A 25,462-nucleotide genomic window follows, 5' to 3' on the forward strand; every position below is an offset into this window, starting at 1 on the left:
GGCCGACCTGGCTCGCGAGGCCATCCGGCCCCAGGCCCCGGGCGATGAGCGCCCGCGCCCCCAACGCAGCACCTCCACGCAGCTCCGGCCCAGCGATTCACCCACCAGCCGCGCCGTCCACACCATCCGGACGGCATCAACGAGGAGCTACAGAAGACTCTTCAGGAGGGGGACACTGCGAGCAAGGGCGCTAGCTACTCACGGTGACTACCGCAATGATGCTCCGCGCTCGGATTGAGCAGTCTCGACCGACACAGCGTTGCTCATCTGGTCCGGATTTCAGCGTTCCCGCAGGAACCAGTGTCAAGGATCATGAGGAACCTACACCCAACGGACCCCCTCCCGGCCACTTGCGCGCACTTATCACGTTTCCATGAAGGAATGCGCGATAAATACCAACACGACACAAGTCGTTCACAGTGTGGCTAGGCTCCAGGGCCTCACAGTGATCTGGAGGGGGACTCTCTTGCGCAAGCACCCTGTCATAGCCGTGTCCGTCACAGCCGGTGCGCTGGCTGTTCTCGTCGCCGCCCCGGCCCAGGCGGCCGAGTACACGTCGGCCTTGAAGGTCGCGGGCGTCCAGTACGACGCGCCCGGCAGCGATTCCAACAGATGCGCCACCGGCAACACCCACAAGGAATACCTGACCATCAAGAACTACTCGTCCTCGGCGACCGTGAACCTCAAGGGCTACGTCGTCAAGGACAAGACCGGCAACCGCTTCGCGTTCACCGCGAACCACTACCTCCAGCCCGGTGACTCCGTGAAGTTGCGCGGCGGAAACGGCAACGACTCCGACAGCGGCAACGTCGTCTACCGCGACAACTGCAACTTCATGTGGAACAACGACGCCGACACCATCTACGTATACAAGCCCTCGGGCAGTCGCGCGGACGTGCACAGCTACACGAAGCGGACCAACGACCGCGACGGCAACGGCTACATCGGCTACCACGGCTGACAGCACGCGGTTCGTCGGACGCCTGGCCGACCCGGCGTCCGACGGGATCCGTCAGCGCTTGGCGCTCGCCTCCTTGTTCGCCGACGCGCCCCGGCTCATGGCGAGTACGGCGTCGCGGCGGCTCAGCGCGCCGAACGGCGAACCACCGGTCGGGTTCTCACTGCCGTGGATCCAGGTGGGGCCGTCTGCGAGGTGGGCGAGCGCCTCCTCCGCGACCTCGCCGGGGTCGGCGAGCTCACCGCCGTACGACTCGCCGTCGGCCTCGCGCATCCGGCGGTGGGAAGGGGTGTCGGTCCTGCCGAGCACGAGCCCCAGGACGTCCACGCCACTGCTCCGCCACTCCGCCCACAGGCTTTCGGCGAGGATGAGATCGAACGCCTTGCTGGCGCCGTAGGTCGCGAGCGTGGCCCCACCGGCCCAGGCCGCGCCCGAGGTCACCAGCACCACGGCCCCTCGCCCCCGCGCCACCATCGGGGGGCCGAACCGGTAGGCCGCTTCCAGGACGGCGGTGCAGTTCCGGTGGACCAACTCCAGGTGGGTATCGAGGTCCTTGTCGAGGAACGCGGCACTGCGGGTGTCGGCACCGGCGTTGTAGACGAGGAGTCCGACCTCCAGGTCCGAGGTGAGTTGTTCGAGTTCCGCCAGGGCGCCCGCGGCACTGAGGTCGAGCCCGACCGTACGGACCTCGACACCGTGCCGGGCCCGGATCTCGTCCGCGGCCGCCTCCAGTACGGGGACCCGTCGCGCGACCAGTACGACGTTGATGCCCCGGGCGGCCATCCCGTGCGCGAACGCGACACCGACTCCGTCGGACCCGCCCGCGACGATGCCCCAGGGGCCGTATGCGCTGTCCACAGTTGCCCTCACCTTTCGACTGACCAGATGGTCACTTGGCTGCATGGTCTTCTGACTGGCCGGCCGTCTGAATGCCTGGTCACCGATCTACGCGGGCGTACGGTCTGCCGTGGGCGGCGCCAGCATCTCGCGGGGTCCGGGGGGCCGTCGAGGTTGGCGTTGATCCGCTCGGCGATGCGCCAGCCCTGCGCGGTGCGCGCCCAACGCCAGGTGTTCGCGGAGACCTGGAAGACCCAGAAGCGGCCGGCGTCGATCTCACTCATGTGGGCCCTCTCTGAAGTCCGCGGTCCGCGCGGGGAGTTGGCTGGGCGGTCTGCTGCGGGGTGTCCACTCAGGGGTCCGCGGTTCGTGCTCCGTGGTCCACTCAGGGCACGACGATGATGCGGGCCGGCCCGTCCGCGTCCCGTGCGGCATCGAGCGCGTCGGGCACCTCGTCGAGCCCGACGGTTCTGCCGAGCATCGGCCCGACGTCGAGGCTGCCGGAGCAGCCCGCCTGGAACGCCTCGTCCCAGTGGTCCATCGACGGGCCGCCGCCGAACTGGATGTTGAGACCCTTCCGCTTGGCGGTCAGGGTGTGCAGGTGGTCCCCCTCCGGCGGACCGCCCACGGAGAAGATCCGAGTACCGCGCTCGCATCCCTTGATGATCGAGTCGAGGACGCCCGGGACACCGACGCACTCGAACACGACGCACCCCGGCAGGCCGGACATCGTCGCCATCATGTCCTTCGTCGGCTCGGCCGGTGCGCGGGCCACGTCACGCCATGCCCGGTACGGCGAGATCGCGGCCGGGTCGATGACCACGTCGGCCCCCATGGCCAGTGCCGTCCCGCGTCGCGAGGCCACGAAGTCGGCCGCCACGACGGGTCCCGCCCCAAGACGCTTGAGCTGCGCGATCACCGACAGGGCGACCGCGCCGCAGCCGATGACCAACGGCACCTCCTTGGCCGTGACCTGGGCGCGTGACGCGGTCGACCAGCCCACCGAGATCGCGTCGGCGACACAGACGACCTCACTGGGGAGGTCGGAGACCACGACCCGGGCAATGGCCTCGGTCAGCAGCAGGTACTCGCCGAACCCGCCGGGCGACTCCGGATTCTGCCCGATGATCCTGCGGCCGGCGGCGGTGGACAGCACCGGCAGCGAACTCACCCGCGTACCGACGGGGATACGGCGCTCGGTGCCGGGGCCGTGGTCGACGACCTCGGCGCAGTACTCGTGGCCCATGACGATGTCGACATCCTGGTCGTACGTCGACATCCCGCTGTCATCGTCGGCGCCCGCCTCCGGATGATCCATGAAATGGAGGTCCGACGCGCAGATCCCGCACGCGAGCGAGCGGACGAGAAGCTGACCCGGTCCAGGAACCGGATCAGCGATGATCCGCGCCTCGACCGTCCCGCCTCGCAGTACCGCAGCCCGCATCAGGTTCTCCCCTTCGAGAAGACGGTTCTCGTCTCCGCGAGGGGACTGTAGCGACGCCGGGTGAGTTATAGAAGACCGTCTCCTATAAATAGGCCAGGCTCGCTACGATCGGCGACATGACCGAGACCCGCCGCAGTCCGGGGCGCCCTCGCGACACGAGCATCGACGAGCGGGCCCTCGCGGCGACGCGTGAACTGCTCGTCCGGCGCGGCTTCGAGGCCACGACGATCCAGGCCGTCGCGCAGCACTCCGGCGTGCACGCGTCCGCCATCTACCGTCGCTGGCCGTCACGGATCGAACTGATCGAGGAAGCCACGTTCCCGGGACTGAACCCACTGAGCGTCCGGCCGACGGGGGATCTCCGTCGCGATGTACGCCGATTCATCCGCGTCTATCTGGCGGCCTTCAACGCGCCCGCGGCGCGGGCTGCCGCGGTCGGCCTCCTGGCTCACCACCACACGTCGCGGCGTCCCCGTCCACCGGAGTTGGATCTGCGTGTGTCGGCACGGCCGCAGTTCCAGGACATCCTGCGCGCCGCGCCGCCCGGCTGCGTCGACCCCGCCGTGGACCCGGACGACGTCTTCGACATGCTCCTGGGTGCCGTGCTAGCGCGTACCCTCCTGTCCGCCGTCACGACACGACAGCGCCCCGTGGAGCGCACCGTCGAGATGGTGCTCCGGCTGCTCCGGCCACTCGACGGCGGTGAAACCGCGAAGCCGGGCGCCTGACCGGTCTACCGTCCATTGAGTTTCCACTCCCGTTCGGCCACCGCCCGGAAGCTGTGCGGCGGGCGGCCGGTGAGGCGCTGGACGGTGCCGGTGGTGCGGTCCTCGGCTCCCCCGGCGATGGAACGGTCCATGTCGGCCAGCATCGTGGCGAACTCCAGCGGAATGAACGCCGCGAGGCGGTCACGCAGTTGTTCGTGCGCCAAGGAATGGTGGACCACGGGCCGGCCGGTGACTTCCGTGACGATCGCCGCGATGTCGTCGTAGGCGAGTGCCTCCGGCCCCGTCAGGATCAGTTCGGCATTGGGCGCGCGGTCGTCGGTGAGGGCGCGCACGGCGACGGCGGCGATGTCATCGGCGTCGACGAAGCCGACACGGCCGGCCCCGGCCGCCGTCAGGATGGTGCCGTCCGTACGGATGCTGTCGGCGTGGGCGTGCGCGCCGGTGAAGTTCTGCATGAACCAGGAGGGCCGCAGCACCGCCCACTCGTCGAACAGACCGGGCAGGGCCTGGTGCACGGCCCCTACCGCCGGGCCGCCCTCGGGGATGGCGGAGGAGCTGAGAAGCACCGCGCGGTGCACGTCGGTGGCACGAGCCCGCCGGAGAAAGGGCAGCATGACCGCGGCGGGGTCGGAGTCGCCCACGGGCGGGATGAGGTAGACGCGGTCGACTCCGTCGAGGGCGTCGGCATGGGTGGCGGGGTCGCCCCAGTCGAATCGGACCGCTTCCGCGCCCGGTACCGGGGTGGCGCGACGGCCGGCGGCCTTGACCCGGTGACCGGCGGCGATCAGCTGCGCGGCGGTACGGCTGCCGGTGGTGCCGCTCGCGCCGATGACGAGAGTGGTGCCGGTGATGGTGACGCTGGGGACGGTGGTGCTGGGAACGGTCATCGGGTGCCGCTCGCGGTGACGTCGAAGCCGGGTTGCTGGACTGCGAGGGGGTTCCAGTAGTCGCGGTAGGAGGTGATGAGACCCTCCTGGACGGTCACGACGGCGATGTAGGTCACGTCAAAGGGGCTGCCGGTCTCCACGAGGCGGCCCACCCCTCGCATCTCGACCACGATGACCTCGGGGTCGACGGTCTGGTGAATCCGTACGTCGGGGAAGTCGTGCACGTCGACGTGGTCGGGATAGTGGCGCATATAGGCGGCGATGGCCTCCTTGCCGTCCAGCCGACCACGCAAGGACGCGGCCCGTAACCGGGCTGCCGTACTCGCGGCCGCCGACACGCTCTTCAGCGAGTGCGAGAGCCCCGAGGAGGTCACCATGGCCGACATCGCGGCGGCGGCCGGCGTCGGCAAGGGAACGCTCTTCCGCGCGTTCGGCGACCGCACCGGACTGATCCGCGCGCTGTACGCGGCGCGACTCACGCCGATCGCGAGCGACATCGAGGAGGGCCCGCCGCCACTGGGGCACGACGCTCCGCCACTTCAGCGCGTACCCGCCCTGCTCGACGCGGTCCTGTGCTTCAAGCTCGACAACCGCCATCTCGCCCTGGCCCTGGAGGGAACGAGCAGTGACGGCCCCTATCAGGCGGAGCACTACGAGCGATGGCACACGATGCTCCAGACCGTCCTGGAGCGGATTCCCGGCCTGACCGACAGCGACTTCACCGCGCACGCGCTGCTCGCCGTCACCCGAGCCGACCTCGTCGAACACCTCGCCGGCCGGGAGGGCGTGCCCCGAGAGGAGATGCGGAGGCAACTGGCGACCTTCACCGCCAAGATCCTCGGTCAATAGGCGAGGAGCCGACCAGGTTTCCCCGGCCGGCTCCTCGATGCCGTTGCTGAGCTACGGCGTTGCTGCGCTACGACGCTGTGCCGTCAATGCGCTGTGGCGCTACCTCGTCACCTCGACTTGTTGTTGATACGACGGAGCAGTACGAAGCCTGCGAGCAGGAGCATCGCTCCGGCCGCGGCCGGCCACAGCTGTGTGCCGGTGTCGGCGAGTCCGCCCGAGGTCGCCTGCGGTACGAGCACCGAGGCGCCCGACGGTTCGGGGCCGGGCACGGCACCGCCGAGATCGCTGTCGGAGCCGCCCGTCACCGCGCCCGGATCACTCTGGCCGGCCGACGGGGACGATACGGCCTTGGGCACCGTGGCACCGCTGTCCTGGTCCGCGCCGTCCGCGTCGTCCGCGGGATCGGGAGCCTGCGTGCTGTCGGTGGAGGGCTTCTCCGTGTTCTCGCCACCGTTGTCCGCGCCGTTGTCCGCGGGGTTCTCGTTCTCGTTGTTCCCGCCGGACGGGGCAGTGGCCGTGGGCGACGGGGTGTTCTCGTCACCGTTGCCGTTGCCGTTGTCCGCGGGGTCGTCGTCCCCGTTGTTCCCGGCGGGCGGCGTCTCGGGCGTCGGCGACGGTGAGTTGTCGCCCGGCTCCTCGCCCGCGCCGTCGGCGGCGTCGCACTTCCGGCCGCCGTTGATGCAGTCCACCATCTCGCCCATCAGGTCCTCGTCGAAGACGTTGATGAAGTCGCCGTGATCGGTGACCGGCTTGTGCAGGTTCTCCGGGAAGGAGTCGACCGCGAACAGCGGGGTCGCGCGACCGCCGTCGTTGAGGCTGGGCGCGTCGACGTCGTAGACGATGCGCTGCACGAGCTGCGGGATGGCCTTGAAGCCGTTCGCGCAGACGCCGTTGGCGTCGGCGAACGCCACGTGGGTGCGGTGGTTGGCGCTGTCGATGTTGTTGCCGTCCCAGCAGCTCTGGAACTTGAAGGTGCGGACCACGTCACTGCCCTGGGGGCAGAGCGGGTACTTGTCCTTCAGCTGCCGGTCCTCGAACCCGGTGCAGCTCCATGAGGCGTTGGCGTTGGCGGTGCCGTTGACGAAGGCCTTGGCGTCACCGGTGATGATGCGCAGCAGCTTCGGCATCTCGGTGACCTTGCTCTGCGGGTTGCCCACGAAGGTCATGGTCACCTGCTTGGGCGTGACGATCTCGCCGGAGTTGCCCTCGACGCCGCCGCCGGGAGAGGCCGCGTCCTGTTCCTGGGTGCCGTTCTGCAGGCGGAGCACGGGCCAGAAGTAGGAGGACTTGTCGCCCTGGTTCTCGCAGGTCGTCTTGCCGTTCGCCAGGTCCTGGTCACTCGCGAAGGCGTTGTTCGCCTGGTTGCCGACGTAGTCGTGGAAGTGGTGGGCGCCGTTGGTGACACCCGGGGCCACGATCACGTTGTCGGAGTTGAACAGCCCGTTGGCGTTCACACCGCAGGCGGTGCTGAAGGTGCCGCGGGAGGAGTTGCCCTGGCTGCGAGCCTTCTGCGCGTTGGGCTGGACGGTGGTGATGTCCGCGTAGTCAGCGGCCACGGGGCCGTTGCCGCCCTGACCGCCGTTGCCGCCCTGGCCGTTGCCCTGCTGGTTGCCCTGGCCCTGACCGTTGTCCTGGTTCTGGCCTTCGCCCTGGCCGCCGTTGTCCTGGTTCTGACCGTCCTGGTCGGCGCCGTCCTGCTGACCGTCGCCGCCCTGGTCGCCGTTCTGCTCGTCGCCGCCGCCCTGGTCGGTCTGGTTGCCGGAGGCGCGGAGTATGCAGGCCGCGAAGGCTTCGAGACCTTGCGGACGGTCGCCCACGCGGTCGACGGCGATCGCGATCCGCTCGATCGTCGCGGCTCGCTTCTCCTTCAGCGGATTCATGATCGCGTTCTCCGCGAAGGCGGCATCCTGCTGGATGGCCTGCGTCGACTGCTGCAGCCGCTGGTACGCCTCGGCGATCTGCTTGTCCAGGAGGGCGAGTTCCTTGTCGACCTCCGCCTTCGCCTCGTCGGGCACCGCCGTCAGCTGGCTGCCCACGTCGGGGCAGTCGATCGTGGCGGCTCCCGAGGCAAGGAGCTGGTTGGCCTGGTTCTGACCCGATCCGCCCTCGGAGGCCGTCGCGTAGACGTTCGCCGCTACCAGCCCACCTCCCCCCAGCATCAGCGCGACCGCCCCAATGGTCGCGCGGCGTGCGCCTGTTGGGCGTCTGCGCGTGTTGCGTCTCAAGGATCTACTCCTACGCTCTTGTTGCCGGAGCCGACATGGAAATCCCCCGCCCTATACGGAGGGGAGGACCCGAGTGTTCAAACGTCTCGCGGATTCATAGCAACCTCTCATGAACCAGCCTCACCCGAAGACTCCATCCGGCTTTTCGCTCCTCGTCCGCCCCGTCGTCCGGCAGGTGTGCGGGGCCGGTGAAATGACGGAGAGATGCGGGCGCCCCCGGAGTGACGAGGACCCTACCCCAGCGAAAGGAACGGAGGACGCGCCACCGCATACGTACCGATAGTGGACCGCGTCCGTACCGGTAGCGGCCGGACCGGGCAACGGCGGCCCGGCCACTACGAGTTACCGGCGCACCGGCTACCAGCGCACGGGGATTTCGCGTGCGCCCCTGATCAACAGCCCCGGCATCCAGGGCAGTTCGTTCTCGTACGCGTCCAGCGCCAGGTCCGGGCAGCGTTCCAGGAGGGAGCGGATCGCGATGCGTCCCTCCAGCCGGGCCAGTGGGGCGCCCAGGCAGTGGTGCAGGCCGTGGCCGAAGGCGACGTGGCCGCGGGCGTCCCGGCGGATGTCGAACCGGTCGGCGTGCTGAAAGCGCTCGGCATCGCGGTCGGCGTCGGCCATGGCGATCAGGACGGTGGACCCCGCGGGGATGGTCACCCCGCCCATCTCCACGTCCTCCAGTGCCAGTCGGTCCGTACAGGTCTCCACCGGGCCGTCGTAGCGGAGCATTTCCTCGATCGCCCCGTCGAGCAGGCCGAAGTCGGCGCGCAGGTCGGCCAGTTGGCCGGGGTGCGCGAACAGGGCGCGCATTCCGTTGCCGATCAGGTTGACCGTGGTCTCGTGGCCGGCGATGAGCAACAGCACGCACATGCCGATGAGTTCGTCGGACGAGAGCCGGTCACCGCCCTCGTCCACGGTGTGGATCATCCCGCTCAGCAGATCCTGGCCGGGCTCGGCCCGCTTGGCCGCGACGAGTTCGCCGAGGTACGCGGGCATCTCCTGGTAGGCGCGCGCCTCCGCCTCCGGACTCGTACGGGCCACCATCTCGTTGGACCAGCCGCGGAAGGCGTCCCGGTCGAGGTCGGGTACGCCGAGCAGTTCGCAGATGACGGTCATGGGCAGCGGGAAGGCGAAGGACGCCACCAGGTCGGCCTGCCGTCCCTCCCCCGTCAGCATCGCGTCCAGCAACTGGTCGGCGATCTGCTGGACCCGGGGGGCCAGAGCCTCCATACGGCGCGGGGTGAACTCCCTGGCCACCAGCCGCCGCAGCCGGGTGTGGTCCGGCGGGTCCGACATCAGCATGTGGGCGAGCGCGGGCTGGCCCTCCTCCGTGTTGACGATCTGGGCGATGTTCCCGGACTTGTGCCAGTCCCGGCTGAGCCGCGGGTCGGTGAAGGCGGCACGGCACGCGTCGTAGCCGACGACGAGCCACACCTCCTCGCCGTCGGGGTCGAGCACCCGGTGCACGGGCCCTGCCGCACGGAGCTCGGCATAGACGGGGTAGGGATCGCGGGTGAAGTCCTCTCCGAGTTGTTTCAGGTCGACAACAGGCCCTGTCGGCATACCTTTTCCCCCTATTGATCGGTCCACGGCACGCTAACCGCGCCGGTGCCGCCGGGCCAACGGTTCTTCCGGCCAGGCGGCACCGGCCGACCGGACCGGGGGGTTCGGCTGACGACCTCGTGCGCGGTTGGCGGTTGGCCGTGGCACGAGGTCGCTAGGACTGCCGGAGTGGTTCGGCGGACGGTGGGACAGGCGACTGGTAGCCGCCGCTGGCCAGCATCCGTACCTCTCCCGCCGGGCTGATCTCGGCGCGGAGAATACCGGTGGGATCGCAGTAGACCGGGTTTCCGCCCGGGCCCAGGGTGTCGGTGCGTTCGACGATCACCTCGTCCGTGATCGCGCCGATGCCCGACCCTTCGTGGGTGAAGGTCAGCCGGTAGCTGTCCGGGGTATGCATGACGACCTCCCGCGCTCGAGGCATGTACGCACGCAAACGGCCCCTCCTCCATGATGCGGCGAGATCGCGCCGACGGCAGCCTCGGACGGCCGGGAGTCGGCAGCGCCCAGTCCTCGGCCGTCATCCACGGCCCCGCACAGCTGAGCCACACATTCCGCCATTGGTCTGAACCACTCCGGACCGGCTCGCCACCTGCCCCGCGGTGTGACCCCCTCGCCTCCCGGCGCCCGGCAGTGTAGACATGGGCTTATGGTCCGACTCTTGGGTCGATCCTGGCCTCAGTCGACTCCCCGCCTCAAAGGCCTGCGCGCGCGGCGCAGGCCTGACCGCCCTCGCCGAGCGCATGCGCGGCGAGCACGGCAGACGCCGCGCCACCCGGTCGAGCCGCGGGGGGCCCACGACGGCGGGCACCGACGCGGCCCCTCGGCGGGGCTGCGGTCGGCGCTGGGCGGGCGCAGTGTCGCGGGCCAGGTGTTCGTCCTGCAAGTGGTGATCGTGCTGCTGCTGGTCGTGGCCGCGGTGGTGGCCCTGGTTCTCCAGGTACGGCACGACAGCTCGGAGGAGGCCCGGAACCGTTCCCTGGCCGTCGCCGAGACGTTCGCCAACGCTCCCGGCACCCGCGAGGCCCTGAGTGCCCCCGATCCCACCGCGGTGCTTCAGCCGCGGGCCGAGGCCGCCCGTAAGCAGTCCAAGGTCGACTTCATCGTGGTGATGAACACCGACGGGATCCGCTACACCCACCCCAAGCCCGACCGGATCGGCAAGATGTTCGTCGGAACCCTCGAACCGGCGCTGGAGGGCCGCTCCTTCACCGAGAACATCATCGGAACCATCGGGCCGCTGGTGCAGGCCGTGGTTCCCGTCAAGGCGGACGACGGCAAGGTCGTGGGCCTGGTGTCGGCGGGCATCACGACCGAGAACGTCGGCGGTGTCGCGGACCGGCAGCTGCCGCTCCTCCTGACCGCCGCGGCCGCGGCACTCGCCCTGGCCCTGGGCGGGACAGCCCTGGTCAGCAGACGGCTGCTGCGCCAGACGCACGGCCTGGGCCCGTTCGAGATGACCCGGATGTACGAGCACCATGACGCGGTGCTGCACTCCGTCCGGGAGGGAGTGCTCATCGCCGGCGGCGAGGGGCGGCTGCTGCTCGCCAACGACGAGGCGCACCGGCTGCTGGATCTTCCCGGGGACGCCGAGGGACGGCATGTGCTCGACCTCGGCCTGGACGCGGACACAGCCGGTCTACTGGCCTCGGGGCGCGTCGCCACGGACGAGGTGCACCTGGTCGGAGACCGGCTGCTGGCCATCAACCAGCGGCCCACGGACCTCCAGGGCGGCCCGGCCGGCAGCGTCGCGACGCTCCGCGACTCGACCGAGCTGCGCGCCCTGTCCGGAAAGGCCGAATTGGCACGGGAGCATCTCAGGCTCCTGTACGACGCCGGGGTCGGCATCGGTACGGGCCTGGACGTGACCCGTACGGCCGAGGAACTGGCGGAGGTGGCGGTCCCGCGGTTCGCGGACTTCGTCACCGTGGACCTGGCCGACGCCGTGCTGAACGGCGAGGAACCGGAGGCGGGCACCGATCTGCGCCGTACGGCGTTCAGCGGTATCCGCAAGGACGCCCCTCTCTACCCGGTGGGCGAGCGGATCAGGTTCGTCGCCTCCACGCCCCAGGCCCGCAGCATCGGCACGGGCGAGGCCGTGGTCGAGCCGCACCTGCGGGAGGCTCCGGGGTGGCTCGCGCAGGATCTGGAGCGTACGGCGCAGGTCGTGGAGTACGGAATCCACTCGCTGATCATCGTTCCGGTGCGGGTGGGGCACCTGGCGATGGGCGTGGTGAACTTCTGGCGGCTGGAGAAGCCCGAGCCCTTCGACGAGGAGGAGCTTGCCCTCGCCGAGGAGCTGGTCGCCCGCGCCGCGGTCTCCATCGACAACGCACGCCGCTACACACGCGAGCACACCATGGCCGTGACGCTCCAGCGCAGTCTGCTGCCGCGCAATCTGCCCGAGCAGAGCGCCCTTGACATCGCCTACCGCTACCTGCCCGCGCAGGCGGGGGTGGGCGGGGACTGGTTCGACGTACTGCCGCTGTCCGGTGCCCGCGTCGCGGTCGTCGTGGGCGATGTCGTCGGCCACGGACTGCACGCCGCGGCGACGATGGGCCGGCTGCGGACGGCGGTGCACAACTTCTCCGCCCTCGACCTGCCGCCCGACGAACTGCTCGGACTCCTCGACGAGTTGGTCGGCCGCATCGACCAGGACGAGGCGGCGGAGGACAGCAGTGCCGCGATCACCGGCGCCACCTGCCTGTACGCCGTCTACGACCCGACCTCCCGGCAGTGCACCGTCGCCCGGGCCGGTCACCCGCCGCCCGCCGTGGTCCGCCCCGACGGCAGCGTCGAGTTCCCCGAGGTGCCCGCCGGTCCGCCGCTCGGCGTGGGCGGCCTCCCGTTCGAGACAGCCGAGCTCAAGCTGGATGAGGGCAGCCGTCTCGTTCTCTACACGGACGGGCTCGTCGAGGACCGGGAGCGGGACATCGACGTCGGCCTGGAGATGCTGCGTACGGCCCTCGCCGGAGCCGACCGGACGCCGGAGGACACCTGCCAGGGCGTTCTCAACGCCCTCCTCCCCGACCGGCCCAGCGACGACATCGCCCTGATCGTCGCCGGCACCCGTGCCCTCGGAGCCGACCGCGTCGCCGAGTGGCAGGTGCCGTCCGACCCGGCGGCCGTCGGTGAGGTACGCGCGTCCGTCACCCGGCAGTTGACGGAGTGGGACCTGGACGATCTGGCGTTCGCCACGGAGCTGATGCTCAGCGAGCTGGTCACCAACGCGATCCGGTACGGCAACGGGCCCATCCAGGTCCGTATGCTGCGCGACCGCGTCCTGATCTGCGAGGTCTTCGACGGCAGCAGCACCTCACCGCACCTGCGGTACGCGGCCAGCACGGACGAGGGCGGACGCGGCCTGTTCCTCGTCGCACAACTCGCCGAACGCTGGGGCACCCGCTACACACCGGCCGGCAAGGTCATCTGGACCGAACAGCCACTGCCCTGAGGCACAGCGGCGGAACGCTCAGCCGCGGAACGGAGGATCGTCGCCGGTCTCCGGCCAGCTGTCCGAGGTGTCCGACACCGGCTCGCTCGCGTCGACCGGGCTCTCCCGTACGTCCCCGGCCTCCGCGGCGTCCCCGGCGGGTACGGTCGCCAGGGCGCCGTTTCCCTGGAGTCGCTCCAGGTCGGCGGGGCGTACCTGGATGACGATCAGGGCGATCAGGGCCGCCACGACCGCGAAGATCGCCGCGACGACGAACGCGCTCGAAATGCCCGAGGTCAGCACCTGGTCGCTCCAGGGCGGCGGGAGTTCGCCGGTTCTGCGGAATTCGAGGCGCTGGGCCGGGGTCGCCTCGGCCATGAACTCGCGGACCTGATCGGTGGCCTCGTTGCGGCTGGCCGTACCGAAGACGGTCACCAGCACCGACAGGCCGAGCGAACCGCCCACCTGCTGGGTGGCGTTGAGGATCCCGGAGGCCGCTCCCGCTTCCTGCGACTCGACTCCCGAGACCGCCATCAGCGTCAGCGACACGAAGTTGAGCCCCATGCCGAAGCCGAAGACCAGCATGGGGCCGAGGATGCTGCCCGCGTACGTGCTGTCGACGTCGGTCAGGGTCAGCCAGCCGAGTCCGATGGCGGACAGGACCGCGCCCACCGTCATGAACGGCTTGGGCCCCCACCTGGGCAGCAGTTGTGAGGCGAACCCCGCGCCTATGGCGATGATCGCGCTCACCGGCAGGAAGGCGAGACCGGCTTCGAGCGGGCTGAAGCCCAGGATGTTCTGCACGAAGAGCGTCAGGAAGAAGAACATCCCGAACATCGCCGCGGCCAGACTCAGCATGATCGCGTAGACGCCCGCCCGGTTGCGGTCGCGGAACATCCACAGGGGCGTGATGGGCTGTCTCGACCGGCGCTCGATGGTGATGAACGCGGCGAGAAGTACGACGGCCGCCGCGAAGGCCGCGAGGGTGAGGCTGTCGCTCCAGCCGTCCTCCGAGGCGCGGATGAATCCGTAGACGAGCAGCACCATGCCCGCGGTGGAGGTGAGTGCGCCGAGGATGTCGAAGTGGCCCGGATGGCGCTCGGACTCCCGGATGTAGCGGGGCGTCGCCAGCACGATCAGCAGGCCGATGGGCACGTTGACGAAGAGGACCCAGCGCCAGTCGAGCCACTCCACGAGCAGTCCGCCCGCCAGCAGGCCGATCGCGCTGCCGCCGGCCGAGACCGCGGCGAACACGCCGAACGCCCTGTTCCGCTCGGGCCCTTCCTCGAACGTCGTGGTGATCAGCGACAGGGCCGTCGGAGACGCGATGGCACCGCCGACGCCCTGCAGCGAGCGAGCGGCGAGCAACTGCCAGGACTCCTGCGAGAGTCCGCCGAGCAGCGAGGCCACCACGAAGAGAAGGACGCCGAACATGAAGACGCGTCGACGGCCGAGGATGTCACCGAGCCGCCCGCCGAGCAGGAGCAGACCGCCGAAGGTCAGCGTGTAGGCGTTGATCACCCAGGACAGGTTCTCGGTCGAGAAGCCGAGAGAACTCTGGATGTGCGGGAGGGCGATGTTCACGATGGTGATGTCGAGAACCACCATCAGCTGGCACGAGGCAATGACAAGGAGCGCCATCCCTCTGCCGCGGCCCCGCTCCGGGGACTTGGCAGTTTCCGAGGGTGGTGTCGTGTGAGCGCCCGTCATGGGTTTGCCCTGCGTGTCCGACGTCGGAGAGGCCGACGTTCGCTGTACCGACGTTAGCCCTGACCGCCGGACCCCACCAATCGATCTTTCCGTCGCCCCGGCAGCGGGGAGGCATGGTGCGTACCGTCACTCGTCGGCGGCGGAACCCTTCCCAGGCGCCGGTTCACATCGCAGCGCCTCGGTCACCTCTCGCTGGTAATCGGTGTAGACGGCGCGCAGGGCCGGTGCCGGCCAGGGGGTGGGGAGGAGTTCGTCCGGCAGGACGGGGTCGGTGACCAGGTGGCGGACGATGGCCGTGAAGGTGGCGAAGCGGTCGGCCGGGCGTTCAAGGCGGGCCACGCGGGCCAGGAGCGCACCCGCGGTGTCGGCCCAGTCGTCGAGCGGCCACAGGCTCGCGGCCAGGGCGCGGGCGGGCTGTTCGGGCCGCGCGGTGAAACGCTGGGTGAGTTCCGTCAGGTGCGCCGGCCATGAGCGTCGTAGGTTGGCCGGCCGGAGCCATACGCCTTCGCGCAGTTCCGCCAGCCGCAGGCGGGACAACTCGGCGCGCAGCTCGGCTCGTTCGGCGGGCCCGCGCCCGGTCGCGGTGACGACGACGGTTTCCCACGATCCGTCCCAGGCCCTGGTCCTCGGGTGCACGGCGTCGTCCTGGCGGCGCTGCCGCTCCAGCAGTCGTTCGCTGAGGCGATAGACCCCGTCGGCACGATGCAGGTCACCCCCCGCCACCATCCGGCTGAGCGCGGCCCGCAGTGTGGAGTCGGCGATGCCGAAGGGTTCGACGCTGCGGACCAGGTCCCGTACCGGAAGCTCCGGCGGATGCACGCCGAGCAGCAGGCTCAGCACGACCGACCGCGCGGACAGCGGGCGCGGTTCGATGTCGGTGGGCGACTGGGAGGCGTTCGTCCGCGTGGAGCGCATGGACCGCATTGTGCCCGGTCAGGCGGGACGGAACGTGGCCGCGGCCCTGCCACGTACTCGTTCGGCACCGCCGCGTGGGCGGTGAGCGCGCTCCAGAAGCGTCGTGTTACGTGATTGCCGCAGTCGCAGGAATAGTGCAACACTGACCGCATGGTCCCGATACTCGCGCCCGAGCACTCCGCCACGCACGACGTCACGAACCAGGCCCCGCCCCTCACTCCGTACGACGCCTCCGACGACGCGGCCCTGCTGGAGGGGCTCCGCCGCGAAGGTGCCGGCTGGGCCGAGGAGGACGTACGCCGTCTGGGGCGCGTGGCCGGCGGCGAGGAGGCCCAGCTCTGGGGCGAGCAGGCCAACCGCCACGCGCCCGAGCTGCGTACGCACGACCGCTACGGCAACCGGATCGACGAGGTCGAGTTCCACCCGAGCTGGCACCGGCTGATGGGAGTGGCGGTGGCCGAGGGCCTGGCCGCCTCGCCCTGGGCGGACGACAGGTCCGGCGCCCATGTCGCCCGTACCGCCGGCGGACTGGTGTGGGGCCACACGGAGGCCGGGCACGGCTGCCCCACCTCGATGACGTACGCGGCCGTGCCCGCTCTGCGGCGGCAGCCCGAGCTGGCCGCGGTCTACGAACCCCTGCTGGTCAGCCGGGTCTACGATCCGGGACTGCGCGTCCCGGCCGAGAAGCGCGGGCTGCTGGCGGGCATGGGGATGACGGAGAAGCAGGGCGGCTCGGACGTCCGTACCAACACCACGGCCGCCGCGCCGACGGCCGAGCCGGGCGTGTACACGCTGCATGGCCACAAGTGGTTCACGTCGGCGCCGATGTGCGATGTGTTCCTGGTCCTCGCCCAGGCGCCCGGCGGTCTCTCCTGCTTCCTCGTGCCGCGGATCCTGCCGGACGGCACCCGCAACACGTTCCGTATCCAGCGGCTCAAGGACAAGCTCGGCAACCGGTCCAACGCCTCCTCGGAGCCGGAGTTCGACAACACCGTCGCCTGGCTGGTCGGCCCCGAGGGGCAGGGCGTGAAGACGATCATCGAGATGGTCAACTGCACGCGTCTGGACTGCGTGATGATGAGCGCGACGCTGATGCGCAAGACCCTCGTGGAGGCGGGCCACCACACGAGGCACCGCGGCGCCTTCGGCGCGCTGCTGATCGACCAGCCCCTCATGCGCAACGTACTGGCCGATCTGGCGCTGGAGTCCGAGGCCGCCACGACGCTCACCCTGCGGCTCGCGGGAGCCGCGGACCGCGCGGTCCGCGGCGACGCGCAGGAGACGGCGTTCCGCAGGATCGCCACCGCCGTCGGCAAGTACTGGGTGACCAAGCGCGGCCCGGCCTTCACCGCCGAAGCCCTGGAGTGCCTCGGCGGCAACGGCTATGTGGAGGAGTCGGGCATGCCCCGCCACTACCGCGAGGCGCCCCTGCTCTCCATCTGGGAGGGGTCGGGCAACGTCAACGCCCTCGATGTGCTGCGTGCCCTCGGCCGGGCACCCGACGCCGCCGAGGCCCTGTTCGCGGAACTCGGCCTGGCACACGGGGCCGACGCCCGGCTCGACGCGGCCGTGCTCCGGCTCAAGGACCAGCTGTCCGACCTGGAAGGCGTCCAGACGGGCGCCCGTCGACTGGTCGAGCTGATGGCGCTGGCCCTTCAGGGCTCCCTCCTGGTCCGCCACGCCCCGCCCGCCGTCGCCGACGCCTTCTGCGCGACCCGGCTCGGCGGTGACTGGGGGTACGCCTTCGGCACGCTCCCCGCCTCCGCCGACCTGGGCGCGATCCTCAACCGCGCCCTGCCGGAGGCCGGTTGACCCCGGCCCGGTGGTGCTCGACGTTCGGCGGGCCGGGTCACCCGGTCCGGCGCCGGGGCACGGACGCGGCGCGGCCTGGGCGGGCGCAGCCGCGAGCAGCCCGACCCCGGTGAGCAGGATGGTGGCCGCCCCCGCGACGGCCGCCGATCCGGCTCGGGAGCTCAAAGGCCGTGATGTCAACATCGGTTCCTCCGTTCGATGGTCACGGTCACCGACCCTGGCATCCCACGGGAACGGACACATCCTGTGATGTCTCAGGGTGCTTGTGGGGCCTGTTCGGCGGGTGCGGGTGGGACAGTCCGATCGGCCTCCCTGTGAGTCGCCCGCGGCGCTGAACACCTCCGTCGGCGGACGCGTATGTGATTCCGGAGCGGCTCCCACAGCGTGCGTACGCGCGTCGGGAAGAGACGAGGGATCATGACTGAACAGCGCTATCACGTCATCGGCATGACCTGCGGCCGCTGTGCCGACGCTCTTGAGAGCAAGCTCGGCGGGGTGTTCGGTGTGGACCGGGTGGGTGTCGACCTCGACACCGGTTCGGTGACCGTGGCGGGCGAGGCGCTCGACGGTTCGAAGGTGTGCGCCGCGATCACCGAGGCGGGTTTCGAGGTCGCCGCCGTACTCTGAGCCGAACTCCAGGCCGTACTCCAACAACCGGCCGGGCGACCGGCCCGGTCAGAAGATGTTCTGTCCCATCAGAAGATGCCCTGCCCGGGGACGAGGATCCCGCGCGGGTCGTAGGTCTTCTTCGCGGCGGCGAACCGCGGCCAGGCGGGCCCGAAGTGCCGTCGCCAGTCGGCACGGTCGAAGGGCACGGAGCCGACCGGGTACCGGGTGCCGCCGGCCGCGCGGACGAGGTCGTACGCGGAGCGGTTGGCCGCCAGGAGTCGCCGGACCGTCGCCGCATCGTCGGGAGCGGCACTGCGCAGGACCGCCAGCAGGTACGGCACCGGGTCGTCGGGCATGCGCGGCAGCGGGGTCCGGAGGCGCTCGCGCACCAGTGGGTACAGCAGCACCACACCGCCCGGACCGACATCGTCCGGAGTGAGCGCGTCCAGGATCCCGTCGGCCGCCTCGGCCACTTTCCGGCCGGGCACGAGCAGGTTGAGCCATGGATGGGCGTACGACCACAGCCCCGCTTCCTTGAGAGCGGCGACGGCGGGAGCGAGCCGGTCGAGGAAGTCGTAGTACGCGAGGTCCGTGATCTCCGCGCCGGACGGATCGTGCCGCAGACCTCGCAGGAGGGCGGTGTCGTCGGGGGCGTCCCCCACGGGAGGTCCGTAGGCGACGGCCTCGATGAGGTACCCACGGAAGGCACCCGTGGCATCCGGAACGATCTGCCCCTCGACGTAGGAGAACCGTCGGTCGCGGACGAGCAGACGCTGGTCGTCGACGAAGGTCCGCAGGTCGTCGTACGGCAGGAGGTAGTGGCGTACGGTCTCGGGCGCGCGGACCAGTCGTACGGTCGCGCCGACGATGACGGCGCACTGGCCGAGGCCGCCGAGCACGGCGTGGAACAGATCGCGGTGGCGGACCGGGGAGCAGCGCAGCAACTCCCCCGCGCCGGTGACGACTTCCAGCTCCAGGACGTTGTCGACCTGCGCGCCGTGCCGGTGGGTCTGGCCGCCGAGGCCGCCGACGGACAGCGTTCCGCCGACGGAGAGTTCGAGGTAGTCGGTGAAGACAGGCGGCGTCAGGCCGTGGGCGAGCGTGGCCTTGGCGACGTCGCTCCACTTCGCGCCGGCTCCGACGCGCACGCTGGTGCCGCCGGGTGCGAGAGGCTGGATGCCGGTGAGCGGGGCGGTCTCGATGACCAGGCCGCCGTCGACCTGTGCCTGACCGTTCGTGCCGTGGCCCTGCCCACGCGGGGCGACCCGGATCCCGCGCCGATCGCAGAACCGCACCATCGTCACGACGTCGGCGACGGAGCCCGGCCGCAGCACCGCGGCCGGTCGGCGGTGCACGATGTGGCCGAAGTCGTCGGCGGCGGCGTTCAACGAGCCCTCGTCGGTGTGGAGGGTTCCGTCAAGGTCGGGGATGCCGTGCAGCGGGCGGTCGGAGGCGGTCACCGCCCAGCTCCGCGCGAAGGGGTCGAAGCCGATCACCGCGGTTCCGGCGGCGGCCAGGCCACGCAGCACGGAACGTCGGGGCGGTCTGCGGGACATGCGCTCCTCCAGGGGAAGGACCCGATGAACCGGTCAGCAGCCGCCCACTGTAGAACCGTTGAAGCGCGAGGACACGGCCCCGCGCCGGTGCTCCCCGGAGTTCGGTCGGACCGGGCGCTCACCCGCACCGTCGAAGCTCGTGGCGCGACGTGGCGGGTGTGTGGCGGGTATGGCGGGTATGGCGCGCGTGGCTCAGGCGCGGCTCTCGCGCGGCGCGGCCGTCGTGCCCCGTACCTCCAGCGCCGGTGTACTGAGCACGACCTCGCCGGGACGGGCGGGGTCGGCGATGCGGTCGAGCAGGCACTGTGCGGCGCGGCGGCCGACGTCGTGACCGGCGTTGTCCACGGTGGTCAACCACAGGTGGCGCAGCCGCGCGAGGTATGTGTTGTCGTAGCCGACGAGGGAGAGGTCGCGTGGCACCTGGAGGCCGAGCTCCTCGGCGGCCGACAGTGCGCCGACACAGGCGATGTCGTTGAAGGCGAAGACGGCGGTGGGCCGTTCGGGGGCGCTGAGCAGTCGGACCGTGGCGCGGTAGCCGCCTTCCTCGGTCAGGTCGCCCTGTTCCACGACGGCCGTGTCGGCCAGTCCGTGTTCGCGCATGACCGTCTCGAAGCTGCGGCGGCGCAGTTCGCCGACCATCCCCTGTCCCGTGATGTGGGCGATGTGCCGGTGGCCGAGCGCGATGAGGTGCTCGGTGGCGAGCCGGGCGCCGTGCGCGTCGTCGCCCGCGACGAGGTCGACGTGGGGCAGTACGGGTTCGCGGGCGCCCGCGACGACGGTGGGCACCCGCGTGGCCGCCGTGCTCAGCGCCTCGGGGCCCGGCAGCGTGCCGACGGCGATCAGGCCGTCGACCCGCAGGTCCGTGAAGGTGCGGGTGAGGTCCTCGCCGAGGCGCAGGTTGAGGTGGCCGTCGGCCAGCAGCATGCGCAGGCCGTGGGCGTGCAGGAGGGAATTGAGGCCGTCGAGCAGTTCCACGAACCAGGGGTTGCGCATGTCGTTCAGGAGCACGCCGACCGTCCGCGTGCGGCGCTCGCTGAGGCTGCGCGCGGCGGCGTTGGGTCGGTAGCCGAGTTCCTCGACAGCGGCCAGCACGGCCTGCCGTTTCTCGGGGCGCACCTGGCCCGAGCCGCGCAGCACGAGCGAGACCAGGGACTTCGACACTCCGGCCCGTTCGGCGACGTCGCGGATCGTCGGTGGTCTCATGTTGTGGACCGTTCCACAGGGATCACTGGGTTGTCAAAGGGGTTGACACGTGCTGTTACGGGCTTCAGGGTGGGCCAGAAGGGTCATGGACCGGTCCAAAGAAGGGCAGTCATCGTGAGTACGCTCGGCGTCGCCGTCGTGGGGTTCGGCTGGATGGGGCGGGTGCACACCCAGGCGTACGCCCGTGTGCCGCACCACTTCCCTCAGCTGCCCGTGCGGCCCGAACTGGTCGCCGTCGCCGATGAGGTGCCCGGCCGGGCCGCGGAGGCCGCCCGGCAGTACGGCTTCGCCACGGCGGTCCGGGACTGGCGGGAGGTCGTCGCCGACCCGCGGGTCCGGGCGGTGAGCATCGCCGCGCCGAACTTCCTGCACCGCGAGATCGGCGTCGCCATGGCCGAGGCGGGCAAGCACATCTGGATCGAGAAGCCGGTGGGCCTCACCGCCGCGGACGCGCGCGCCGTGGCCGGCGCCGTCGCGAAGGCGGGCGTGCAGGGCACGGTCGGCTTCAACTATCGCAACGCCCCTGCCGTGGCGGCGGCCCGCGACCTGATCGCCGCCGGCGAGATCGGCACGGTCACACACGTCCGTATCCGCCTCTTCAGTGACTACGCGGCCCACCCCGAGGGCGCCCTGACCTGGCGGTACGAGCGTGAGCGCGGCGGCAGCGGCGTGCTGGGCGACCTCGCCTCGCACGGTGTGGACCTGGCCCGCTACCTGCTCGGCGAGATCGCGTCGCTGGCCGCCGACACGGCCGTCTTCGTCCCCGAGCGCGCCCGTCCCACGGGCGCCACCTCGGGCCACGCCCGCTCCGCGGGCGGCGAGCTCGGCCCGGTGGAGAACGAGGACTACGTGTCCTGCCTGCTGCGCTTCGCCTCCGGCGCCCGCGGTGTCCTGGAGGCCTGCCGGGTCTCGGTCGGCGAGCAGAACAACTACGGCTTCGAGATCCACGGCACCAAGGGCGCGGTCTCCTGGGACTTCCGCCGCATGGGCGAACTGAGCGTCAGCCGGGGCACGGCGTACCAGGACCAGCCGGTCAGCACGGTGTACGTGGGCCCCGGGCACGGCGAGTACGCCGCCTTCCAGCCGGGCTCGGCCAACAGCATGGGATACGACGACCTCAAGGTCATCGAGGCCTACAACTTCCTGCGCTCCATCACCGAGGGCACCGCACACGGCGCCACGGTCGAGGACGCCGTCCACAGCGCGTCCGCTCTGGACGCCATGTCCCGCTCAGCCGAGAGCGGCACCTGGGCGAGTCCCGCGTAAGGGCTGAGTCCCGCACCTACGAGGTGTGCCGGGTGAACAGCCCGTGGAAGCCGAAAGGCACGGCGTGCGGCACGTCCGCACGCGCCAGCACCTCGTACGTGCGGGCGTCCAGCACCAGCAGGAACGACGAGCCCCGCGCCGAGTCGAGAACCACCGACAGCACGACGCCGTCGTCCTCGCCCTCCGCGCCGGGCGCGGCCGTCGGTGCCGCCACGAAGACCGGCTCGCCCGGATAACAGCCCTCCTCGGACCACGTGAGTACACGGCCCGTCGTCACGTCGAGTTTCACGAGTTGGTTGATGAAGTCGTCGCCGCTGCGATCGCGGGCGCCCACACCGTACGCGTAGCGGTAGTCGACGCCGTTGTGCCGCTCGTACGCGATGCGCGGCAGCTCCAGAGACTCCTCCGACAGCCGCCGCACGCCGACCTCACCACTGCCGAGACCGATCCGGTAGCGGGTGGGCCGGGCGAGCGGGATCGTGCCGCCCGCGCGCAGCCGGTCCAGGTACAGCGCGTCGATGACGGAGGCGTCCTCGTACGAGCAGATGTCGAGGACGATGTCGTCGCCGTCGTCGAAGGCGTTGATGTGGTGGAACGCGAAGAACGCCGGCCCGTCGTACACACCGCGCACCGTCCCGTCACGCAGGTCCATGACCGTGAAGCGGGTGCCGCGCTCCGGCTCCCAGTGGTAGTTCTCGATGAACGGCCGGCCGCTGAGCACGATGCTCAGCGGGTTCACCACGAGCGGGAACTCCGTGAGGACCGCGTACCTGGCGGTGATCGCGAAGCTGTGCATGTAGGAGGGGCGGGCGACCCGGCGGCTGCCGATCAGCTCGCGGGCCGTGCCGGAGGCCTTCTGCCGGTAGACGCGGTACTCGCTGACGCGCGAGAAGTGCAGCAGGTAGTTGACCAGGTCACCGGTGGTGGGGTCCTGGTGTGGGTGGGCCGTGGTCAACTGACCGCTCAGCTCGTCCTCGTAGCCGACCACTCCCGCGGTCGCGAGTGTGTCCCGGTCGAAGGCGACCGGCATCGGCGTCTCGGTCAGCGCGACGAAGCGGTCCCCGAAGCGCGTGACGTTGACGTTCGCGTTCGCGGTGGGCCGGCGCGAGAAGCGTGTGAAGAAACGGGCGAACAGCGAGCGGCACGGGTCGGTGGCGAACTCGGGGTAGGCGATCCTCCCCGACTCGACGGCCCGGTGGGCCGGGGTGTCGAGGAACCTGTTGGCGTACAAGACCTTCCCGCCGCCGAGGGTGAAGCGGTGCAGCATCGCCTGTCCGTCGAACCAGTGCCGCAGGGAGCGTTCCCCCACGTCATAGCGCGCGGGGCCGTTCCGCAGCAGGCTCCCGTCCAGCCAGTCGGGCAGCGTCCCCTTGACCGGAAGCTCCTCGACGGCGACCTCGTCGTGCAACCCGTGAAATCCGGCCGCAAATCCCGGTGTACTCATCGTCGCCTCCCGATATGCCACAGTGGACTGTGCTCTTCAATGGCACACCGTCCACAGTGGAATGTCAAGGGAAGAACGGGATGGCCGACCTCAACCCCACCGCGGCTTCGCTGCTCGGCTTCCTGCATGCCGGGGAAGCCAGCGGATACGAGCTGGTGAACACCGCCCAGCAGCTCATCGGCGACTTCTGGACCCTCACCAGGAGCCAGGTCTATCGCGAGCTCGCGACCCTCGCCGACCGCGGGCTCGTCGAGGCCGGGCCGGCCGGCCCACGGTCGCGGCAGCCCTACCGGCTCACCGACGAGGGCCGGGCCGCCTTCGCCGCGTGGCTCGCCGAGCCGCCGGGCACCGAACAGATCCGCTACCCGCTGCTGCTCACCATCGCCTTCGGCTCCGCCCTGGAGCGCGACCGGCTCGCGGAGTTCATCGCCGCGCACCGCGCCGACCACGAGAAACGGCTCGCGGACTACCGGGAGAAGGAGGCCGCGGGCTGCCCCGACCGCTTCACGGAGGCCACGCTGGCCTTCGGCATCCGCTACGAGGAGGCCGTACTGGCCTGGATGGACGAGTTGCCCGCGATCCTGGACGGCGGCCGGTAGGCCTCGTCCTGCGCGGACCGCCCGCGGCACGGCACCAAACGCGGGCAACTGCTAGCGTCCGGGCGCGTGAACGACAGTGTGTATGTGGGAAACGCGGGCAAGGACGCGGCGCTGGACCGGGGATGGCTGCTCGGGCACTTCAAGGACGCCGACGATCCGCGCCACAGCGAGGCCCTGGAGATCAAGTGGGGCGTCCATCCCCGGGGCGACGAGCGGTCGCAGTGGGTCGAGGGCGAGGAACGTACGGCCCTCCAGGTCCTGGTGAGCGGCCGCTTCCGCGTGGACTTCCCCGGACGCAGCGTCACGTTGCGGCAGCAGGGTGACTATGTGGTGTGGGGGCCCGGAGTGGACCACTCATGGTTCGCGGAGGAGGAGTCGGTCGTACTGACCGTCCGCTGGCCGTCCGTACCCGGCTACGCGGTCCCGGAGCCGGAGCCGGACCGAGACCCTCAGTAGGATGGCCCGCTCATGGATTCAAGCACGGTGAACGTGGACTCAAGCACGGTGAACGAGATGATCGCCGTCCCGCCGGGGCAGGTGACGCTGTCGGACCGGCGGACGCAGCGCAGTTGGTCGGTCGACCTCGCCCCCTACCGGCTCGGCGCGTTTCCTGTCACACAGGCGGTGTACGCGCGGATCACGGGTGCGCGGCCGAGCAGCGCCGAGGGCGACCGGCTACCCGTGGAGGGCGTGTCCTGGTGGGACGCGGTCCGGTTCTGCAACGCCCTGTCCCGGCACGAGGGGTTCACCCCCGCCTACCGCCTCCACACCGACGGCGTCGAAGGTGCCGAAAACCTCGAAGGCGTCGAGGCCATCGAGTGGGACCCGTCCGCGGACGGGTACCGGCTGCCCACCGAGGCCGAGTGGGAGCACGCCTGCCGTGCCGGGACCACCGGGCCGCGGCACGGGCCGCTCGACGAGATCGCCTGGTACCGCGGAAACTCGGACGAACGCATCCACGACGTGGGCGGCAAGCAGCCCAACCCTTGGGGCTTCCACGACATGCTCGGCAACGTCTGGGACTGGTGCTGGGACGTCTACGACGCCGAGGTCTACGGGACCTACCGGGTCCTGCGCGGCGGTGGCTGGTTCGACGAGCACTGGAGCTGCCGCGCCTCCGCACGGCGCCGCAGCCACCCGAGCTATCAGGTCGATGACGTGGGGTTCCGCGTCGCGCGCTCCGTCGCGCACTGATCCGCCCAACGGGACTGGGCGTTAATCGGACACGTCGACCGCGGCCCGCCGGACCGCGGTCGACACCGGCAGCCTGCTGGCCCCACACACAAACTTCACAGTAAATCACCTGTTCGGACACGCCTTGGCTGCATCGCCGACACATCCGGCTGCGCGGACCTGTACGTGGCAAACGCCACCCAAAACGCACGATTACTCCCTGGCGCGATATGGGCAGTGATAACAGGCCACCA

General features: G+C 70.5%; 23 protein-coding genes. 11 read left to right on the forward strand and 12 right to left on the reverse strand.

From position 1 onward, the window contains the following. Window positions 1-466: 466 nt before the first annotated feature. Complete coding sequence (locus tag OHA11_RS01240; protein WP_266491092.1) at window positions 467-961, forward strand: lamin tail domain-containing protein; 495 nt, start codon at window positions 467-469, stop codon at window positions 959-961. Window positions 962-1,012: 51 nt separating this feature from the next. On the opposite strand, the gene OHA11_RS01245 is transcribed toward OHA11_RS01240, so the two are convergent. Continuing rightward, window positions 1,013-1,816: an SDR family oxidoreductase gene (locus OHA11_RS01245; protein WP_266491093.1), complete on the reverse strand. Its 804-nt coding sequence runs from the start codon at window positions 1,814-1,816 to the stop codon at window positions 1,013-1,015. A gap of 364 nt (window positions 1,817-2,180) precedes the next feature. After that, window positions 2,181-3,113, reverse strand: coding sequence for a zinc-binding dehydrogenase (locus tag OHA11_RS01250; protein ID WP_266491097.1), 933 nt, complete (start codon window positions 3,111-3,113; stop codon window positions 2,181-2,183). A 3-nt stretch (window positions 3,114-3,116) separates the two neighbouring features. On the opposite strand from OHA11_RS01250, the gene OHA11_RS01255 reads away from it, so the two are divergent. Together OHA11_RS01255 and OHA11_RS01260 are read left to right on the forward strand one after the other, a co-directional pair. After that, window positions 3,117-3,290 (forward strand): hypothetical protein, encoded by a 174-nt coding sequence (locus tag OHA11_RS01255; protein ID WP_266491099.1) that lies wholly within the window; start codon window positions 3,117-3,119, stop codon window positions 3,288-3,290. Between the two features lie 65 nt (window positions 3,291-3,355). Continuing rightward, window positions 3,356-3,967, forward strand: a complete 612-nt coding sequence (locus OHA11_RS01260; protein WP_266491100.1) for a TetR/AcrR family transcriptional regulator — start codon at window positions 3,356-3,358, stop codon at window positions 3,965-3,967. 5 nt (window positions 3,968-3,972) lie between these two features. Here the strand turns inward: OHA11_RS01260 and OHA11_RS01265 are convergent, their stop codons facing one another. After that, window positions 3,973-4,854, reverse strand: a complete 882-nt coding sequence (locus OHA11_RS01265) for an NAD(P)H-binding protein (RefSeq protein WP_266491103.1) — start codon at window positions 4,852-4,854, stop codon at window positions 3,973-3,975. After that, on the reverse strand, window positions 4,851-5,231 hold the full coding sequence (locus tag OHA11_RS01270; RefSeq protein ID WP_266491104.1) for a nuclear transport factor 2 family protein: 381 nt from the start codon (window positions 5,229-5,231) through the stop codon (window positions 4,851-4,853). Before OHA11_RS01270 ends, OHA11_RS01265 begins: the two co-directional genes overlap by 4 nt. Here OHA11_RS01270 and OHA11_RS01275 point away from each other — a divergent pair. Further along, a complete protein-coding gene (locus tag OHA11_RS01275; RefSeq protein ID WP_266491106.1) occupies window positions 5,125-5,703 on the forward strand; it encodes a TetR/AcrR family transcriptional regulator in 579 nt (192 codons plus the stop codon). The two genes, OHA11_RS01270 and OHA11_RS01275, sit on opposite strands and share 107 nt — an antisense overlap. Before the next feature lie 107 nt (window positions 5,704-5,810). On the opposite strand, the gene OHA11_RS01280 is transcribed toward OHA11_RS01275, so the two are convergent. The 3 genes from OHA11_RS01280 to OHA11_RS01290 all read right to left on the reverse strand — a co-directional run bounded on the left by OHA11_RS01280 (window position 5,811) and on the right by OHA11_RS01290 (window position 9,888). Next, on the reverse strand, window positions 5,811-7,928 hold the full coding sequence (locus OHA11_RS01280) for a DUF1996 domain-containing protein (RefSeq protein WP_266491107.1): 2,118 nt from the start codon (window positions 7,926-7,928) through the stop codon (window positions 5,811-5,813). A 357-nt stretch (window positions 7,929-8,285) separates the two neighbouring features. Next, entirely contained in the window at window positions 8,286-9,491 is a 1,206-nt protein-coding gene (locus OHA11_RS01285) for a cytochrome P450 (protein WP_266491109.1), read from the reverse strand. 154 nt (window positions 9,492-9,645) lie between these two features. Beyond that, the gene (locus tag OHA11_RS01290) at window positions 9,646-9,888 is read right to left on the reverse strand and encodes a DUF6296 family protein (RefSeq protein ID WP_266491111.1); all 243 of its coding nucleotides are present in this window, start codon (window positions 9,886-9,888) and stop codon (window positions 9,646-9,648) included. A 249-nt stretch (window positions 9,889-10,137) separates the two neighbouring features. Here OHA11_RS01290 and OHA11_RS01295 point away from each other — a divergent pair, with 249 nt between their 5' ends. Continuing rightward, window positions 10,138-12,942: a SpoIIE family protein phosphatase gene (locus OHA11_RS01295; protein ID WP_266491113.1), complete on the forward strand. Its 2,805-nt coding sequence runs from the start codon at window positions 10,138-10,140 to the stop codon at window positions 12,940-12,942. Window positions 12,943-12,960: 18 nt separating this feature from the next. Here OHA11_RS01295 and OHA11_RS01300 read toward each other — a convergent pair whose 3' ends face one another. Further along, window positions 12,961-14,631 (reverse strand): MFS transporter, encoded by a 1,671-nt coding sequence (locus OHA11_RS01300; RefSeq protein WP_266491115.1) that lies wholly within the window; start codon window positions 14,629-14,631, stop codon window positions 12,961-12,963. Window positions 14,632-14,757: 126 nt separating this feature from the next. Beyond that, window positions 14,758-15,546, reverse strand: coding sequence for a PaaX family transcriptional regulator C-terminal domain-containing protein (locus OHA11_RS01305; protein WP_266491116.1), 789 nt, complete (start codon window positions 15,544-15,546; stop codon window positions 14,758-14,760). 150 nt (window positions 15,547-15,696) lie between these two features. On the opposite strand from OHA11_RS01305, the gene OHA11_RS01310 reads away from it, so the two are divergent. After that, on the forward strand, window positions 15,697-17,358 hold the full coding sequence (locus OHA11_RS01310) for an acyl-CoA dehydrogenase family protein (RefSeq protein WP_266491119.1): 1,662 nt from the start codon (window positions 15,697-15,699) through the stop codon (window positions 17,356-17,358). Window positions 17,359-17,775: 417 nt separating this feature from the next. Further along, entirely contained in the window at window positions 17,776-17,985 is a 210-nt protein-coding gene (locus OHA11_RS01315) for a heavy-metal-associated domain-containing protein (RefSeq protein WP_266491121.1), read from the forward strand. Window positions 17,986-18,053: 68 nt separating this feature from the next. On the opposite strand, the gene OHA11_RS01320 is transcribed toward OHA11_RS01315, so the two are convergent. Both OHA11_RS01320 and OHA11_RS01325 read right to left on the reverse strand, forming a co-directional pair. Further along, a complete protein-coding gene (locus OHA11_RS01320; protein WP_266491122.1) occupies window positions 18,054-19,523 on the reverse strand; it encodes an FAD-binding protein in 1,470 nt (489 codons plus the stop codon). Window positions 19,524-19,715: 192 nt separating this feature from the next. Further along, window positions 19,716-20,726 carry a LacI family DNA-binding transcriptional regulator gene (locus tag OHA11_RS01325; RefSeq protein ID WP_266491124.1) on the reverse strand — a complete coding sequence of 337 codons (1,011 nt, stop codon included), beginning with the start codon at window positions 20,724-20,726 and terminating at the stop codon, window positions 19,716-19,718. 111 nt (window positions 20,727-20,837) lie between these two features. On the opposite strand from OHA11_RS01325, the gene OHA11_RS01330 reads away from it, so the two are divergent. After that, window positions 20,838-21,992, forward strand: coding sequence for a Gfo/Idh/MocA family protein (locus OHA11_RS01330; protein ID WP_266506856.1), 1,155 nt, complete (start codon window positions 20,838-20,840; stop codon window positions 21,990-21,992). A gap of 16 nt (window positions 21,993-22,008) precedes the next feature. Here the strand turns inward: OHA11_RS01330 and OHA11_RS01335 are convergent, their stop codons facing one another. Beyond that, complete coding sequence (locus OHA11_RS01335) at window positions 22,009-23,436, reverse strand: carotenoid oxygenase family protein (RefSeq protein ID WP_266491125.1); 1,428 nt, start codon at window positions 23,434-23,436, stop codon at window positions 22,009-22,011. Between the two features lie 80 nt (window positions 23,437-23,516). On the opposite strand from OHA11_RS01335, the gene OHA11_RS01340 reads away from it, so the two are divergent. The 3 genes from OHA11_RS01340 to OHA11_RS01350 all read left to right on the forward strand — a co-directional run bounded on the left by OHA11_RS01340 (window position 23,517) and on the right by OHA11_RS01350 (window position 25,229). Further along, complete coding sequence (locus tag OHA11_RS01340; RefSeq protein ID WP_266491127.1) at window positions 23,517-24,035, forward strand: PadR family transcriptional regulator; 519 nt, start codon at window positions 23,517-23,519, stop codon at window positions 24,033-24,035. Window positions 24,036-24,101: 66 nt separating this feature from the next. Continuing rightward, a complete protein-coding gene (locus OHA11_RS01345) occupies window positions 24,102-24,491 on the forward strand; it encodes a signal peptidase I (protein WP_266491129.1) in 390 nt (129 codons plus the stop codon). Between the two features lie 12 nt (window positions 24,492-24,503). Then, window positions 24,504-25,229 (forward strand): formylglycine-generating enzyme family protein, encoded by a 726-nt coding sequence (locus tag OHA11_RS01350; protein WP_266491131.1) that lies wholly within the window; start codon window positions 24,504-24,506, stop codon window positions 25,227-25,229. Window positions 25,230-25,462: the final 233 nt, after the last annotated feature.

Source organism: Streptomyces sp. NBC_00878 (genome assembly GCF_026341515.1).
Lineage (GTDB): Bacteria > Actinomycetota > Actinomycetes > Streptomycetales > Streptomycetaceae > Streptomyces.

Bases quoted from the DNA above. Each gene is read 5' to 3' on its own strand.
- OHA11_RS01270 (WP_266491104.1), bottom strand. From the start codon at position 5,231: ATGGTGACCTCCTCGGGGCTCTCGCACTCGCTGAAGAGCGTGTCGGCG.
- OHA11_RS01300 (WP_266491115.1), bottom strand. From the start codon at position 14,631: ATGACGGGCGCTCACACGACACCACCCTCGGAAACTGCCAAGTCCCCG.
- OHA11_RS01250 (WP_266491097.1), bottom strand. From the start codon at position 3,113: ATGGATCATCCGGAGGCGGGCGCCGACGATGACAGCGGGATGTCGACG.
- OHA11_RS01295 (WP_266491113.1), top strand. From the start codon at position 10,138: ATGGTCCGACTCTTGGGTCGATCCTGGCCTCAGTCGACTCCCCGCCTC.
- OHA11_RS01340 (WP_266491127.1), top strand. From the start codon at position 23,517: ATGGCCGACCTCAACCCCACCGCGGCTTCGCTGCTCGGCTTCCTGCAT.
- OHA11_RS01315 (WP_266491121.1), top strand. From the start codon at position 17,776: ATGACTGAACAGCGCTATCACGTCATCGGCATGACCTGCGGCCGCTGT.
- OHA11_RS01320 (WP_266491122.1), bottom strand. From the start codon at position 19,523: ATGTCCCGCAGACCGCCCCGACGTTCCGTGCTGCGTGGCCTGGCCGCC.
- OHA11_RS01310 (WP_266491119.1), top strand. From the start codon at position 15,697: ATGGTCCCGATACTCGCGCCCGAGCACTCCGCCACGCACGACGTCACG.
- OHA11_RS01305 (WP_266491116.1), bottom strand. From the start codon at position 15,546: ATGCGCTCCACGCGGACGAACGCCTCCCAGTCGCCCACCGACATCGAA.
- OHA11_RS01265 (WP_266491103.1), bottom strand. From the start codon at position 4,854: ATGACCGTTCCCAGCACCACCGTCCCCAGCGTCACCATCACCGGCACC.
- OHA11_RS01290 (WP_266491111.1), bottom strand. From the start codon at position 9,888: ATGCATACCCCGGACAGCTACCGGCTGACCTTCACCCACGAAGGGTCG.
- OHA11_RS01335 (WP_266491125.1), bottom strand. From the start codon at position 23,436: ATGAGTACACCGGGATTTGCGGCCGGATTTCACGGGTTGCACGACGAG.
- OHA11_RS01260 (WP_266491100.1), top strand. From the start codon at position 3,356: ATGACCGAGACCCGCCGCAGTCCGGGGCGCCCTCGCGACACGAGCATC.
- OHA11_RS01255 (WP_266491099.1), top strand. From the start codon at position 3,117: ATGGAGGTCCGACGCGCAGATCCCGCACGCGAGCGAGCGGACGAGAAG.
- OHA11_RS01285 (WP_266491109.1), bottom strand. From the start codon at position 9,491: ATGCCGACAGGGCCTGTTGTCGACCTGAAACAACTCGGAGAGGACTTC.
- OHA11_RS01325 (WP_266491124.1), bottom strand. From the start codon at position 20,726: ATGAGACCACCGACGATCCGCGACGTCGCCGAACGGGCCGGAGTGTCG.
- OHA11_RS01350 (WP_266491131.1), top strand. From the start codon at position 24,504: ATGGATTCAAGCACGGTGAACGTGGACTCAAGCACGGTGAACGAGATG.